This is a genomic window from Kosakonia beeri (genome assembly GCF_054165705.1).
This window is the reverse complement of record NZ_CM135106.1, coordinates 510,734-525,235: the sequence shown is the minus strand read 5'-3', so window position 1 is coordinate 525,235 and position 14,502 is coordinate 510,734. Positions and strand designations below refer to the sequence as shown.

Here is a 14,502-nt window from a genome sequence, read left to right as displayed (position 1 = left end):
GACGCTTATGTCGCCATTAAAAACGATAACTTGCGCGAATTTATCGCCTCCGCAAAATTTTTCTCTTTTAAGTAACCTCATGAAATATATGATTTAATATTTAAAAGGCCCGCCATCGCTGGCGATTCCTTGATCTACAACAGAGGATTGCTCAAAGTTTGGCCTTTCATCTCGTGCGAAAAATGCGTAATATACGCCGCCTTGCAGTCACAGTATGGTCATTTCTTAACTCATGCGCATCGGACACCACCAGCTCAGAAATCGCCTGATCGCAGCGCCAATGGCTGGCATTACTGACAGACCATTCCGGACGTTGTGCTACGAGATGGGAGCCGGTTTAACCGTATCCGAGATGATGTCATCTAACCCGCAAGTGTGGGAAAGCGACAAGTCCCGACTGCGGATGGTGCACATTGATGAACCCGGTATTCGCACCGTGCAAATTGCTGGCAGCGACCCGGATGAAATGGCGGAAGCCGCACGCATTAACGTGGAAAGCGGCGCCCAGATTATTGATATCAATATGGGCTGTCCGGCTAAAAAGGTGAATCGCAAGCTTGCAGGCTCCGCCCTGTTGCAATACCCGGATCTGGTGAAGTCGATCCTGACCACGGTGGTTGCAGCAGTGGATGTGCCTGTCACGCTGAAAATTCGCACTGGCTGGGCTCCGGAACATCGTAACTGCGTAGAAATTGCCCAACTGGCTGAGGATTGTGGTATCCAGGCTCTGACCATTCATGGACGCACCCGCGCCTGTTTGTTCAATGGAGAAGCTGAGTACGACAGTATTCGGGCAGTTAAGCAGAAAGTTTCCATTCCGGTCATCGCGAATGGCGACATTACTGACCCGCTTAAAGCCAGAGCTGTGCTTGACTATACGGGGGCGGATGCCCTGATGATAGGCCGCGCAGCTCAGGGAAGACCCTGGATCTTTCGGGAAATCCAGCATTATCTGGACACTGGGGAGCTGCTGGCCCCGCTGCCTTTGGCAGAGGTTAAGCGCTTGCTTTGTGCGCATGTTCGGGAACTGCATGACTTTTACGGTCAGGCAAAAGGTTACCGAATCGCGCGTAAACACGTCTCCTGGTATCTCCAGGAGCACGCTCCAGATGACCAGTTTCGGCGCACATTCAACGCCATTGAGAATGCCAGCGAACAGCTGGAGGCGTTGGAGGCATACTTCGAAAATTTTGCGTAAACAGAAATAAAGAGCTGACAGAACTATGTTCGAACAACGCGTAAATTCTGACGTACTGACCGTTTCTACCGTTAACTCTCAGGATCAGGTTACCCAAAAACCGCTCCGTGACTCGGTAAAACAGGCACTGAAGAACTATTTTGCTCAACTGAACGGTCAGGATGTTAATGACCTGTATGAGCTGGTACTGGCTGAAGTAGAACAGCCACTGTTGGACATGGTGATGCAATACACCCGTGGTAATCAGACCCGCGCGGCGCTGATGATGGGCATCAACCGCGGTACGCTGCGTAAAAAACTGAAAAAATACGGCATGAACTGATTTTTAATCAGTGAGTTGTATTGATAAAAAGGCGCTAACCGGCATGGGGAAGCGCCTTTTTTATTGAACTGACTACACCACTGACTACATATGAGCACAAACTACACCGAACGATAACGTGAGATATCTGCGAGCTGTACAGCGGGTGCGCCAACGGCGCAGTGAGTTGCAAATTAGCAACGCGGTTAACTATGCGCATTAGCCCTCTGGCCGCTGTCGTCATTTCTGATTCGGCAGGGGATTAAGTGTCGACGCCGACCAGGAATGAACTTAATCGGACATTCTCACTCATTCCCCCGCTTGCCTGTCATCTGGCATGTAAAAGAACATGGGCGCATTAATCCACAGAGAAACAAAGGAAATGGCTTACATAGCGGCAACGCCGCGCGGCGATTTATTTGGGGCAGGATTCTACCGGGATTAAGGTGCAGGATCAGTAGATGGGGCATGATGTTGGCAAACCTGGCAGGCCGATTACTGTTCCACACACAGTTTCACCCAGGACTATATTCTTCAGGTCATCCCCTCGCGCTGAAAACAATGGAGTAAATTATTATGTCGTGGAGTAAAGCAGCGTTGCTAAGTGCTGCGATTATGTTGTTCTCTGGCGTAGCAAGCGCAGAAGAAATCGCCTGTCCGGACTCACTCCAGGTTGATAACAAGCCGCACAGACTTAACGATGTAAGCCTTTTTCAGGGGCTGCCAAAAAATCCTGGCGAGTTAATGCCGGATACGCAGGATAAAACAGAGTGGACGCTAAAAGATTACCAGGACTATGCCCGGGAAAAAAATATGCCTCTGTATCTTGTATGCCACTACACCGGAACTGAAAAGACCCTGGTTCTAAAGGTGCCGGAAACAGCAAAAAAATGTTCTGCGTGGTATGGATACAGCAAAGAAGAGTTTTACGCCTCCTGCGAATAAACCTCTCTTATTGCCAGATACCGCACAGCCGGTGGTTCTGGCAATTGCTTTCCCACAGAAACAAGAAATGCGTAAATTACAGGGCCACCAGCACCAGCCAGGAAAAAGGATTATCTTCGGGGTGCAGGCTTGCGCCATCGGTATTCCGGAGCGATTATGCGCTGGCGGTGACACTTCTTTACGGCGAAGGTTCCGGCCACACGGCAACGTATCTCCAGCTTATCGGCGGCATCCAGCTTATCGGCCCTGCTGACGGGCCATTTCCTTTATTACTTCTTCGAGGTTATCCCGTTCAAGCATACTCGCCTCCATTGATAGAGTTTTTCTCGTGCATGAATACAGCCAGGCTTACAGCAAGCCGTTCTCTCATGTGTTCGGCCCAGGCATTAAAAATTGCTTTGTCTGTGCCGGGAAACGTCACCAAAAAAGATATCAGAATGTCATCAGTGAGCTTGGCCTGCTGATCCCAGTCAACGATGAACTGCCGAAATAGCGGATACGCCTTTTTCGGGTCTGTGTTCTGCCACGTCGCGACAACAACATCGAACGGAGGGACGGTGTAAGTCACCAAAACTGGCAAAGGCTCATAGTTTGTTGGTCTCAGCACCTCGCGGACAAATGTCTCACCTTCCGGCCATAACTGAGGGTGATTTGTCACTGCTGATCATCCACATAGAGCCCTGCGGAAATACTGGCCCCGCCAATACGGCGCTTACCGGCATAGGGAAGCGCCTTTTTTATTACCGGAAATGACACCTAAAACGCGGTCTTCCCCAACGTTTCACCGCCGCAGACTCGTGTATATTCCAATAAATGGTTGTAAGAAAGGGATACATGGAATGATTCGCAAATATTGGTGGCTTGTTGCATTCGCTCTGTCGATCCTGATGCTGGATGTCTTAATCATGCAATGGATTGAGTATCTGACAACCGAAGTGGATAAATGCCGCAATATGAATTCCGTAAATCCGCTCAAACTGGTTAACTGCGACGATCTATAAGTGGTTGTTGGTAGAGAAAATTCGTGAAAACGACGCCATCATCCAGATTATTGCAGGGATTTAAATCATTTTGAGTCATCACCAGACGATGATACTGTCTCAGCCTTTTTCGCCCCTACGGCCGTAATAATGCATAACGATCTTCGTGAATGAGTTGATGACATCATGCTGGTTAGCCAATACGACTATATCCTTATTGTTGTTTCTTTTATCGTCGCCATACTGGCCTCTTACACCGCCCTGAATATGGCTGGCCGCGTCTCTACAAGCACCGGTACCTCTTCGTGGGTCTGGTTAACCGGCGGCGGCATCGCGATGGGGATCGGCATCTGGGCGATGCATTTCATCGGCATGCTGGCGATGAATATGTCGATGAGCATGCGCTACGAACCGCTGCTGACTGTCATATCCATGTTCATTGCCATTGGCTCTTCGCTGTTCGCGCTGTGGCTGGTGAGCGCCTCGCAGTTGCACCTTCGTCGCTTACTTCCCGGTTCAGTGGTGATGGGGCTGGGCATTGTCGCAATGCATTACACCGGGATGGCGGCGCTGCAAGTTTCTCCGCCGATCGTCTGGGACTTGAAATGGGTATCGCTGTCGGTTGTTATCGCCCTTGTCGCCTCTTTTGCAGCCTTATGGCTCACCTTCCGCCTGCGTCATGAAGCCGCCCAGGTTGCGTTGATGCGCTTTGGCGCCGCCATCCTGATGGGCATCGCGATTGCCGGCATGCACTATACCGGGATGGTCGCAGCACAATTTCCTGCGCAGCACGATATGGGCCATCACGGCTTTAACAATAACTGGCTGGCTATTTTGGTCAGCATGATGGCCTTTTCGGTGCTGGGCATTACTTTACTGGTGTCGATGTTCGATGCGCGTTTGCAAGCACGTACCTCGTTACTGGCTACCTCGCTGGCCGCGGCGAACCGAGAACTGGCACGACTGGCCCTGCACGATACCCTGACGCGCTTACCCAACCGGGTATTACTGGAAGATCGCCTTGAACAGGTCATCAACAAGGCCATGCGCGAAGGAACCTTCTTTGCGCTGATGTTTATGGATCTCGACGGGTTTAAAACCGTCAATGACGCCTGGGGTCACGATGTCGGCGATAAGCTGCTGGTCGCGGTGACCGATCGCCTGACGCAACAGCTAAAAGGTCAATATACGCTGGCGCGTATTGGCGGCGATGAATTTGTGCTGCTGGTTGAGGTTAGCGCTCCTGAAGAGGCAGCCACCCTCGCTAACTCGCTGGTACACGTCATTGATAAACCGTTCAAAATCGATCCCTATGAGGTGATGGTAACCCTGAGTGTGGGGATCGCAATTTATCCGCACGATGGTAAAAATGAGCGGGAACTGATGTTTAACGCCGATGCGGCGATGTATCACACCAAACATATGGGGCGTAATGGCTACCACTTTTTCCAGCCATCCATGAACACGCTGGCGCAGACCCAGCTTCAGTTACTTAACGATTTGTGGTACGCCCTGGAACATCGTGAGTTCCGCCTGGTGTATCAGCCCAAATTTAAAGCGCCTGCCGGGCCGGTTGTCGGTTTCGAGGCGCTTTTGCGCTGGGAACATCCACGACGTGGACTGCTGACGCCGGATGTGTTTTTACCGTTGGCCGAAAAAACAGGTCTGATTGTCCCGCTGGGCAACTGGGTAGTAGACGAAGCGTGCCGACAATTGAGCGAATGGCGCAAACAGGGCCATCTCGACTGGTCGATAGCGGTCAACCTCTCGACGCTACAGTTTGAACAGCCTGCGCTGGTCGATACGATTGTCGATATGCTAAATAAGCATGGCGTGCCGCCGAACAAACTGATCCTTGAGGTCACAGAAACCACGGCCATGAGCAACCCGGATGAGAGTGTGCGGGTGCTGACAGAGTTGACCCGTCTGGGTGTTAAGGCCTCGATTGATGACTTTGGCACTGGTTACTCGAGCCTGCTCTATTTGAAACGGCTTCCTGCTTGCGAACTCAAAATCGACCGCGCATTCGTGCGTGAACTGACCAAGGAGGGGGAAGATGCCACGATTGTCTCAGCCATTGTCGCGCTGGCGAAAACGCTCAACCTGAAAGTGGTTGCGGAAGGCGTAGAAACACCAGAGCAGCAAGCGTTTCTCACTGAACTTGGCTGTAATACGCTTCAGGGCTATTTATTGGGCAAACCGGTCAGCGCCGAGTCCATTAGCGCGCATGGCAATAACCTGCCTGCAGAAGAAGCGGCGGCTGAACATAATTTTAGTAGACGTACATAATGCATGATTAAAAGACGCCTGCGGGCGTTTTTTATTTTACCAGGTTGATGATGTAGATTAATATGCTGCTTGCTTGCCACATAAGTAAATCCTTATTGGTCATAGAATTAAGCCACTATTTTGAAGCTGGAGAATATATTTTAGCTATCCTCTTCATTTTTTCTGCAATATTCTTTATATCCCCCAGCCTTCTCTCCACGATGTTTACATTACACATACTTTGAGATTATTACGACTGAGCAAGCCGATTGCCGAATGATAAAATAACGGCATCGATTCTCGACGGGGATCGTGATTATTTCGAGGTAATATCATGAAAAAATTCATTTCTGTTGCACTGCTTTCTGCCGTTCTTGCCGGCTGTGCGCACGATTCTCCTTGTGTACCGGTGTATGACGATCAGGGCCGTCTGGTGCATACCAACACCTGCATGAAAGGGACGACACAGGATAACTGGGAAACCGCAGGGGCGGTTGCTGGCGGTGCCGCAGCGCTCGCTGGCCTGACGCTGGGTATCGTTGCACTGACCCGTTAACCTGATAAAAGCGCGGGCATCCGCGCTTTTGCTTTATAATGGTGCAAGATTCTTCTCAACGCGAATGTTTAGCCTCATTAAAAAGCAAGGCAGCGAATATTTCCTCAAACCTCCCCACGCTGAATCTACCGGTTGGCCGATATTATCGTTATTCGGCGTGAGCCATTTCACAAAGTAATGCCATTCAATATATTGCTTATATTCACCTAAGAAACTTGTTTACTAACAAGTGGATAAAAAGGCACTTTTTTGCTCCGTTTTGTGGCGCAGGTTGTAAATTTGCACCAGCGCAGGGCAATTATTCTTTTTTTTCCTGACTACACTCTGAATATTGCGTGTCCGGCTCGTCTAAATGCGCCGCCCGCAAAACTGGCATTACCTTTGCTTAAAAGAGTACGGCCATAGCCACAGACAGGTTCAGGCGTTTCCCGGACGCCTTATATAACGATAAATTTTCGCCACACAGGATGCATTATGAAAAAGATGATGATCGCCAGCCTGGCGGCTGCCGGCGTGCTGTTTGCTGTTGCAAATCAGGCGCATGCAGGTACAACGCTGGATGCCGTTAAAAAGAAAGGTTTTGTACAGTGCGGTATCAGCGACGGTCTGCCAGGCTTCTCTTATGCGGATGCCAACGGTAAATTCACCGGTATTGATGTGGATGTTTGTCGCGGTGTTGCGGCTGCGGTGTTCGGTGACGATAGCAAAGTGAAATACACCCCGCTGACCGCAAAAGAGCGCTTTACCGCGTTGCAATCTGGCGAAGTGGACATGCTCTCCCGCAATACCACCTGGACTTCTTCCCGCGATGGCGGCATGGGCCTCTCTTTTACTGGCGTTACGTATTATGACGGTATTGGCTTCCTGACACATAACAAAGCCGGGTTGAAGAGCGCAAAAGAGCTGGATGGCGCAACCGTTTGTATTCAGGCGGGTACGGATACCGAGCTGAATGTCGCTGATTACTTCAAATCCAATAAGATGAAGTACACACCGGTTACATTTGACCGCTCTGACGAGTCGGCAAAAGCGCTGGAGTCAGGTCGTTGCGATACGCTGGCTTCCGACCAGTCTCAGCTTTATGCGCTGCGTATTAAGCTGAGCAATCCGGCTGAGTGGATCGTCTTGCCAGAAGTGATCTCAAAAGAGCCGCTGGGGCCGGTGGTGCGTCGCGGCGATGACGACTGGTTCGCCATTGTGCGCTGGACTCTGTTCGCCATGCTGAATGCGGAGGAAATGGGGATCACCTCGAAAAACGTCGATGAGAAAGTCGCGAACCCGGCGACGCCGGACATGGCGCACCTGCTGGGCAAAGAAGGCGACTTCGGTAAGGACCTGAAGCTTGATAATAAATGGGCCTATAACATCATTAAAAAAGTCGGTAACTACTCTGAAGTGTTCGAACGTAATGTCGGTTCTGAGAGCGCGCTGAAAATTAAACGTGGCCAGAACAATCTCTGGAACAACGGCGGCATTCAGTACGCTCCGCCAGTACGCTAATCGGCAAGTGCTGTAACGGGTGCTGCGCCTATGCGGCGCCCAGTCCAGAGTCATGGTTACTGAGGTTTTCCCTATGTCCCATCGCCGCCCAACCGTGAAAGGTGCTATCACCCTTTCAAATCCTGCGGTTCGTGCCTGGCTGTTTCAAATCATTGCGATTGTCGCCGTGGTGGTTATCGCAGTCTATTTGATACACAACACCGTTACTAACCTGGATAATCGCGGGATCACCTCCGGATTCGCCTTTCTCGACCGCGCAGCCGGTTTTGGTATTGTTCAACATCTGATCGACTATGAACAGGGCGATACATATGGCCGCGTGTTTCTGGTCGGTCTGTTAAACACGCTGCTGGTCTCCGCGCTCTGTATTGTTTTTGCCTCTTTTCTGGGTTTTTTCCTGGGTCTGGCGCGCCTGTCGGAAAACTGGCTGCTGCGTAAGTTGTCGACGATTTACATCGAAACCTTCCGTAATATCCCACCGTTGCTGCAAATATTCTTCTGGTACTTTGCCGTGCTGCGTAACCTGCCAGGTCCCCGCCAGGCGGTCAGCGCGATGGATCTTATCTTCCTGAGCAATCGCGGGTTATATATTCCTTCACCACAAATGGGTGAAGGCGTGCTGGCATTCATCGTCGCTATTGCGCTGGCGATTATCGTCTCGGTTGGCCTGTTCCGCTTTAATAAAGCGCATCAGACCAAAACAGGACAGCTACGCCGGACATGGCCGACAGCGCTGGGACTGGTCATTGCCCTACCGCTGTTAGCGCACTGGGTGTTTGGTGCGGCACTGCACTGGGAAGTGCCAGCCTTGCAAGGGTTTAACTTCCGGGGCGGCATGGTGCTTATTCCGGAACTGGCGGCGCTGACCATTGCGCTATCGGTGTATACCTCTGCATTTATCGCCGAGATTATTCGCTCCGGCATCCAGTCTGTTCCCTATGGACAACACGAAGCGGCACGTTCACTGGGCTTACCGAACCCGGTCACGCTTCGTCAGGTGATTATCCCGCAGGCACTCCGGGTGATCATTCCACCGCTGACCAGTCAGTACCTTAATATCGCGAAAAACTCCTCTCTGGCAGCCGCTATCGGTTACCCGGATATGGTGTCGCTGTTTGCCGGTACGGTGCTAAACCAGACGGGTCAGGCCATTGAAACGATTGCAATTACGATGTCTGTTTATCTGCTTATCAGTCTTACTATTTCGCTGCTGATGAACATCTATAACCGTCGCATTGCCTTGATTGAGCGCTAAGGAACGAAGATGACGAAAGCGATTCTTTCTCCCCCCGCACGCCCGACACCGGCAGGTAGCAACGGCATGGTGTTATGGGTGCGAAAAAATCTGTTCTCCAGCTGGTCTAACTCGCTGCTGACACTGTTTTGTCTGTGGCTGATGTGGGAACTGATCCCACCGCTATTGGAGTGGACTTTATTCCAGGCCAACTGGGTAGGTTCTACGCGGGCGGATTGCACCAAAGCCGGTGCCTGTTGGGTATTTATCCATGAGCGCTTTGGCCAGTTCATGTACGGCCTTTACCCGCATGAGGAACGCTGGCGTATCAATGTGGCTTTACTGGTGGGGCTGTTCTCCATTGCACCCATGTTCTGGAAAGGACTGCCGCGACGCGGACGTTACATCGCCTGTTGGGCTGTTCTCTACCCGATTGTTGTCTGGTGGCTGATGTTTGGCGGCTTCTTCGGGCTGGATCGCGTTGAAACCCGCCAGTGGGGCGGATTAACACTCACCTTGATTATTGCCTCGGTGGGGATTGCCGGTGCGTTACCGCTTGGAATATTGCTGGCGCTGGGACGCCGTTCGAAAATGCCCGTCGTGCGGGTCTTGTCCGTCCTCTTCATTGAGTTCTGGCGCGGCGTTCCGCTGATCACTGTGCTGTTTATGTCTTCAGTTATGCTGCCGTTGTTTATGTCTGAAGGAACCAGCATCGATAAACTGATTCGTGCGCTGGTTGGTGTGATCCTTTTCCAATCGGCTTATGTGGCTGAAGTGGTGCGAGGAGGGTTGCAGGCATTACCAAAAGGTCAGTATGAAGCTGCAGAATCGCTGGCGTTGGGTTACTGGAAAACGCAGGGGTTAGTGATTTTACCGCAGGCCTTAAAGCTGGTGATCCCCGGTCTGGTGAACACCATTATCGCTCTGTTTAAGGATACCAGTCTGGTGATCATTATCGGTCTGTTTGATCTGTTTAGCAGCGTTCAGCAGGCGACGGTCGATCCTGCCTGGCTGGGCATGTCGACCGAAGGCTATGTTTTTGCCGCCCTCATTTACTGGATTTTTTGTTTTAGCATGTCGCGCTATAGCCAACACCTGGAGAAGCGCTTTAACACCGGGCGTACACCGCACTGAGGATACCCATGAGTAATATAACTATGCATTCTGGCAACGCGATGATTACGCTCGAAGATGTGAATAAATGGTACGGACAATTCCACGTACTGAAAGACATTAATCTCAATGTGAAACAGGGTGAACGTATCGTTCTTTGTGGCCCCTCCGGATCCGGCAAATCCACCACGATCCGGTGTATTAACCATCTTGAAGAGCATCAGCAGGGTCGCATCGTCGTGGATGGTATCGAGTTAAATGAAGATATCCGCAACATTGAGAAGATCCGCCAGGAAGTGGGTATGGTCTTCCAGCACTTCAATTTGTTCCCGCATTTAACGGTACTGCAAAACTGTACGCTGGCACCGATCTGGGTACGTAAAATGCCGAAGAAGGAAGCCGAAGCACTGGCGATGCATTATCTTGAACGCGTGCGTATTGCTGAACATGCGCATAAGTTTCCCGGGCAGATTTCTGGCGGGCAGCAGCAGCGTGTCGCCATTGCACGTTCGCTATGCATGAAACCTAAGATCATGTTATTCGATGAACCGACTTCAGCGCTGGATCCCGAAATGGTGAAAGAAGTGCTGGATACCATGATTGGTCTTGCACAGTCGGGGATGACGATGCTGTGCGTGACCCATGAAATGGGCTTCGCCCGTACCGTTGCTGACCGGGTGATCTTTATGGATCGTGGCGAAATAGTCGAGCAGGCACCGCCAGAAGAGTTCTTTGCAAACCCAAAATCAGAACGTACCCGCGCATTTCTGTCTCAGGTTATCCATTAATCTCATCTCTCTTTCACAGGCCATCCTTGCTGGTGGCCTTTTTTATTACCGTTGTTTCAGTGGATAAAGAGTGAGACGTTACTTTCAGGATGCAGCCGGGGACAACAGAAAAACAAAAGGCCCAGTCTTTCGACTGGGCCTTTTGCTTTATTTGATGCCTGGCAGTTCCCTACTCTCGCATGGGGAGACCCCACACTACCATCGGCGCTACGGCGTTTCACTTCTGAGTTCGGCATGGGGTCAGGTGGGACCACCGCGCTGTTGCCGCCAGGCAAATTCTTTTCTAAGTGCCGAACTTTAACCGCTATAACTGGTGCTGATACCCAGAGTCGAACTGGGGACCTCACCCTTACCAAGGGTGCGCTCTACCAACTGAGCCATATCAGCACGCTAAATTTGATGCCTGGCAGTTCCCTACTCTCGCATGGGGAGACCCCACACTACCATCGGCGCTACGGCGTTTCACTTCTGAGTTCGGCATGGGGTCAGGTGGGACCACCGCGCTAGTGCCGCCAGGCAAATTCTGTCATCAACACACCTTCCGGTCTGTCAATCTAATCTGTATCAGCTGAAAATCATCTCTCATCCGCCAAAACATCTTCGGCGTTGTAAGGTTAAGCCTCACGGTTCATTAGTACCGGTTAGCTCAACGCATCGCTGCGCTTACACACCCGGCCTATCAACGTCGTCGTCTTCAACGTTCCTTCAGGAGACTTAAAGTCTCAGGGAGAACTCATCTCGGGGCAAGTTTCGTGCTTAGATGCTTTCAGCACTTATCTCTTCCGCATTTAGCTACCGGGCAGTGCCATTGGCATGACAACCCGAACACCAGTGATGCGTCCACTCCGGTCCTCTCGTACTAGGAGCAGCCCCCCTCAATTCTCCAGCGCCCACGGCAGATAGGGACCGAACTGTCTCACGACGTTCTAAACCCAGCTCGCGTACCACTTTAAATGGCGAACAGCCATACCCTTGGGACCTACTTCAGCCCCAGGATGTGATGAGCCGACATCGAGGTGCCAAACACCGCCGTCGATATGAACTCTTGGGCGGTATCAGCCTGTTATCCCCGGAGTACCTTTTATCCGTTGAGCGATGGCCCTTCCATTCAGAACCACCGGATCACTATGACCTGCTTTCGCACCTGCTCGAGCCGTCACTCTCGCAGTCAAGCCAGCTTATGCCATTGCACTAACCTCCTGATGTCCGACCAGGATTAGCTGACCTTCGTGCTCCTCCGTTACGCTTTAGGAGGAGACCGCCCCAGTCAAACTACCCACCAGACACTGTCCGCAACCCGGTTTACGGGTCCACGTTAGAACATCAAACATTAAAGGGTGGTATTTCAAGGTTGGCTCCACGCAGACTGGCGTCCACGCTTCAAAGCCTCCCACCTATCCTACACATCAAGGCTCAATGTTCAGTGTCAAGCTATAGTAAAGGTTCACGGGGTCTTTCCGTCTTGCCGCGGGTACACTGCATCTTCACAGCGAGTTCAATTTCACTGAGTCTCGGGTGGAGACAGCCTGGCCATCATTACGCCATTCGTGCAGGTCGGAACTTACCCGACAAGGAATTTCGCTACCTTAGGACCGTTATAGTTACGGCCGCCGTTTACCGGGGCTTCGATCAAGAGCTTCTCCTTACGGATAACCCCATCAATTAACCTTCCGGCACCGGGCAGGCGTCACACCGTATACGTCCACTTTCGTGTTTGCACAGTGCTGTGTTTTTAATAAACAGTTGCAGCCAGCTGGTATCTTCGACTGGTTTCAGCTCCGTGAGCAAGTCACTTCACCTACGCACCAGCGTGCCTTCTCCCGAAGTTACGGCACCATTTTGCCTAGTTCCTTCACCCGAGTTCTCTCAAGCGCCTTGGTATTCTCTACCTGACCACCTGTGTCGGTTTGGGGTACGATTTGATGTTACCTGATGCTTAGAGGCTTTTCCTGGAAGCAGGGCATTTGTTGCTTCAGCACCGTAGTGCCTCGTCATCACGCCTCAGTGTTAAAGTGAACCGGATTTACCTGGAACACACACCTACACGCTTAAACCGGGACAACCGTCGCCCGGCCAACATAGCCTTCTCCGTCCCCCCTTCGCAGTAACACCAAGTACAGGAATATTAACCTGTTTCCCATCGACTACGCCTTTCGGCCTCGCCTTAGGGGTCGACTCACCCTGCCCCGATTAACGTTGGACAGGAACCCTTGGTCTTCCGGCGAGCGGGCTTTTCACCCGCTTTATCGTTACTTATGTCAGCATTCGCACTTCTGATACCTCCAGCATGCCTCACAGCACACCTTCGCAGGCTTACAGAACGCTCCCCTACCCAACAACACATAGTGTCGCTGCCGCAGCTTCGGTGCATGGTTTAGCCCCGTTACATCTTCCGCGCAGGCCGACTCGACCAGTGAGCTATTACGCTTTCTTTAAATGATGGCTGCTTCTAAGCCAACATCCTGGCTGTCTGGGCCTTCCCACATCGTTTCCCACTTAACCATGACTTTGGGACCTTAGCTGGCGGTCTGGGTTGTTTCCCTCTTCACGACGGACGTTAGCACCCGCCGTGTGTCTCCCGTGATAACATTCTCCGGTATTCGTAGTTTGCATCGGGTTGGTAAGCCGGGATGGCCCCCTAGCCGAAACAGTGCTCTACCCCCGGAGATGAATTCACGAGGCGCTACCTAAATAGCTTTCGGGGAGAACCAGCTATCTCCCGGTTTGATTGGCCTTTCACCCCCAGCCACAAGTCATCCGCTAATTTTTCAACATTAGTCGGTTCGGTCCTCCAGTTAGTGTTACCCAACCTTCAACCTGCCCATGGCTAGATCACCGGGTTTCGGGTCTATACCCTGCAACTTAACGCCCAGTTAAGACTCGGTTTCCCTTCGGCTCCCCTATTCGGTTAACCTTGCTACAGAATATAAGTCGCTGACCCATTATACAAAAGGTACGCAGTCACCCCATAAAGAGGCTCCCACTGCTTGTACGTACACGGTTTCAGGTTCTTTTTCACTCCCCTCGCCGGGGTTCTTTTCGCCTTTCCCTCACGGTACTGGTTCACTATCGGTCAGTCAGGAGTATTTAGCCTTGGAGGATGGTCCCCCCATATTCAGACAGGATACCACGTGTCCCGCCCTACTCTTCGAGCTCACAGCCTGTGTGCTTTTGTGTACGGGGCTGTCACCCTGTATCGCGCGACTTTCCAGACGCTTCCACTAACACACATGCTGATTCAGACTCTGGGCTGCTCCCCGTTCGCTCGCCGCTACTGGGGGAATCTCGGTTGATTTCTTTTCCTCGGGGTACTTAGATGTTTCAGTTCCCCCGGTTCGCCTCATTAACCTATGGATTCAGTTAATGATAGTGTGACGAGTCACACTGGGTTTCCCCATTCGGACATCGCCGGTTATAACGGTTCATATCACCTTACCGGCGCTTTTCGCAGATTAGCACGTCCTTCATCGCCTCTGACTGCCAGGGCATCCACCGTGTACGCTTAGTCGCTTAACCTCACAACCCGAAGATGTTTCGTAAAACATCATCAGTTGCGAAAATTTGAGAGACTCACAGAACAGTTCGCACTGTTCAGTGTTTCAATTTTCAGCTTGATCCA

11 protein-coding genes, 1 tRNA gene and 3 rRNA genes are annotated in these 14,502 nt (G+C 51.5%); 10 read left to right on the top strand and 5 right to left on the bottom strand.

The genetic code is table 11. The annotated features are described in order from the left end of the window. The first annotated feature begins 232 nt into the window (after nt 1-232). The 3 genes from dusB (at nt 233) to ACUY4S_RS02600 (ending at nt 2,444) form a co-directional block, all read left to right on the top strand. Nucleotides 233-1,198 carry a tRNA dihydrouridine synthase DusB gene (dusB, locus tag ACUY4S_RS02610; protein ID WP_312691178.1) on the top strand — a complete coding sequence of 322 codons (966 nt, stop codon included), beginning with the start codon at nt 233-235 and terminating at the stop codon, nt 1,196-1,198. A 25-nt stretch (nt 1,199-1,223) separates the two neighbouring features. Continuing rightward, entirely contained in the window at nt 1,224-1,520 is a 297-nt protein-coding gene (fis, locus tag ACUY4S_RS02605; RefSeq protein ID WP_000462905.1) for a DNA-binding transcriptional regulator Fis, read from the top strand. A 555-nt stretch (nt 1,521-2,075) separates the two neighbouring features. After that, nucleotides 2,076-2,444, top strand: a complete 369-nt coding sequence (locus ACUY4S_RS02600) for an STY0301 family protein (RefSeq protein ID WP_458022838.1) — start codon at nt 2,076-2,078, stop codon at nt 2,442-2,444. A gap of 292 nt (nt 2,445-2,736) precedes the next feature. On the opposite strand, the gene ACUY4S_RS02595 is transcribed toward ACUY4S_RS02600, so the two are convergent. Next, on the bottom strand, nt 2,737-3,102 hold the full coding sequence (locus ACUY4S_RS02595; protein WP_458022837.1) for a hypothetical protein: 366 nt from the start codon (nt 3,100-3,102) through the stop codon (nt 2,737-2,739). A gap of 181 nt (nt 3,103-3,283) precedes the next feature. Between ACUY4S_RS02595 and ACUY4S_RS02590 the strand changes: the two genes are divergently transcribed. The 7 genes from ACUY4S_RS02590 (at nt 3,284) to ACUY4S_RS02560 (ending at nt 10,883) form a co-directional block, all read left to right on the top strand. After that, nucleotides 3,284-3,445, top strand: a complete 162-nt coding sequence (locus ACUY4S_RS02590; protein ID WP_312691176.1) for a DUF2556 family protein — start codon at nt 3,284-3,286, stop codon at nt 3,443-3,445. A 165-nt stretch (nt 3,446-3,610) separates the two neighbouring features. Continuing rightward, complete coding sequence (locus ACUY4S_RS02585; protein WP_458022836.1) at nt 3,611-5,713, top strand: putative bifunctional diguanylate cyclase/phosphodiesterase; 2,103 nt, start codon at nt 3,611-3,613, stop codon at nt 5,711-5,713. 313 nt (nt 5,714-6,026) lie between these two features. Beyond that, the gene (locus ACUY4S_RS02580) at nt 6,027-6,248 is read left to right on the top strand and encodes a lipoprotein (RefSeq protein ID WP_312691174.1); all 222 of its coding nucleotides are present in this window, start codon (nt 6,027-6,029) and stop codon (nt 6,246-6,248) included. 474 nt (nt 6,249-6,722) lie between these two features. After that, nucleotides 6,723-7,748, top strand: a complete 1,026-nt coding sequence (locus ACUY4S_RS02575) for an amino acid ABC transporter substrate-binding protein (protein ID WP_312691173.1) — start codon at nt 6,723-6,725, stop codon at nt 7,746-7,748. A 73-nt stretch (nt 7,749-7,821) separates the two neighbouring features. Beyond that, entirely contained in the window at nt 7,822-9,003 is a 1,182-nt protein-coding gene (locus ACUY4S_RS02570; RefSeq protein ID WP_312691172.1) for an amino acid ABC transporter permease, read from the top strand. Between the two features lie 9 nt (nt 9,004-9,012). Then, nucleotides 9,013-10,116 (top strand): amino acid ABC transporter permease, encoded by a 1,104-nt coding sequence (locus ACUY4S_RS02565; protein WP_312691171.1) that lies wholly within the window; start codon nt 9,013-9,015, stop codon nt 10,114-10,116. A gap of 8 nt (nt 10,117-10,124) precedes the next feature. Then, nucleotides 10,125-10,883 carry an amino acid ABC transporter ATP-binding protein gene (locus ACUY4S_RS02560; protein WP_312691170.1) on the top strand — a complete coding sequence of 253 codons (759 nt, stop codon included), beginning with the start codon at nt 10,125-10,127 and terminating at the stop codon, nt 10,881-10,883. Nucleotides 10,884-11,039: 156 nt separating this feature from the next. Here ACUY4S_RS02560 and rrf (ACUY4S_RS02555) read toward each other — a convergent pair. The 4 genes from rrf (ACUY4S_RS02555) to ACUY4S_RS02540 all read right to left on the bottom strand — a co-directional run bounded on the left by rrf (ACUY4S_RS02555) (nt 11,040) and on the right by ACUY4S_RS02540 (nt 14,399). After that, a 5S ribosomal RNA gene (gene rrf, locus ACUY4S_RS02555) occupies nt 11,040-11,155 on the bottom strand. Between the two features lie 39 nt (nt 11,156-11,194). Beyond that, nucleotides 11,195-11,270, bottom strand: a tRNA-Thr gene (locus tag ACUY4S_RS02550). Between the two features lie 14 nt (nt 11,271-11,284). Further along, nucleotides 11,285-11,400, bottom strand: a 5S ribosomal RNA gene (rrf, locus tag ACUY4S_RS02545). 93 nt (nt 11,401-11,493) lie between these two features. Continuing rightward, nucleotides 11,494-14,399, bottom strand: a 23S ribosomal RNA gene (locus tag ACUY4S_RS02540). Nucleotides 14,400-14,502 lie beyond the last annotated feature (103 nt).

What these genes read in the sequence shown, in the direction of transcription:
- ACUY4S_RS02560 (WP_312691170.1), top strand. Translation starts at nt 10,125, where the DNA reads ATGAGTAATATAACTATGCATTCTGGCAACGCGATGATTACGCTCGAA.
- fis (WP_000462905.1), top strand. Translation starts at nt 1,224, where the DNA reads ATGTTCGAACAACGCGTAAATTCTGACGTACTGACCGTTTCTACCGTT.
- dusB (WP_312691178.1), top strand. Translation starts at nt 233, where the DNA reads ATGCGCATCGGACACCACCAGCTCAGAAATCGCCTGATCGCAGCGCCA.
- ACUY4S_RS02570 (WP_312691172.1), top strand. Translation starts at nt 7,822, where the DNA reads ATGTCCCATCGCCGCCCAACCGTGAAAGGTGCTATCACCCTTTCAAAT.
- ACUY4S_RS02580 (WP_312691174.1), top strand. Translation starts at nt 6,027, where the DNA reads ATGAAAAAATTCATTTCTGTTGCACTGCTTTCTGCCGTTCTTGCCGGC.
- ACUY4S_RS02600 (WP_458022838.1), top strand. Translation starts at nt 2,076, where the DNA reads ATGTCGTGGAGTAAAGCAGCGTTGCTAAGTGCTGCGATTATGTTGTTC.
- ACUY4S_RS02590 (WP_312691176.1), top strand. Translation starts at nt 3,284, where the DNA reads ATGATTCGCAAATATTGGTGGCTTGTTGCATTCGCTCTGTCGATCCTG.
- ACUY4S_RS02575 (WP_312691173.1), top strand. Translation starts at nt 6,723, where the DNA reads ATGAAAAAGATGATGATCGCCAGCCTGGCGGCTGCCGGCGTGCTGTTT.
- ACUY4S_RS02565 (WP_312691171.1), top strand. Translation starts at nt 9,013, where the DNA reads ATGACGAAAGCGATTCTTTCTCCCCCCGCACGCCCGACACCGGCAGGT.
- ACUY4S_RS02585 (WP_458022836.1), top strand. Translation starts at nt 3,611, where the DNA reads ATGCTGGTTAGCCAATACGACTATATCCTTATTGTTGTTTCTTTTATC.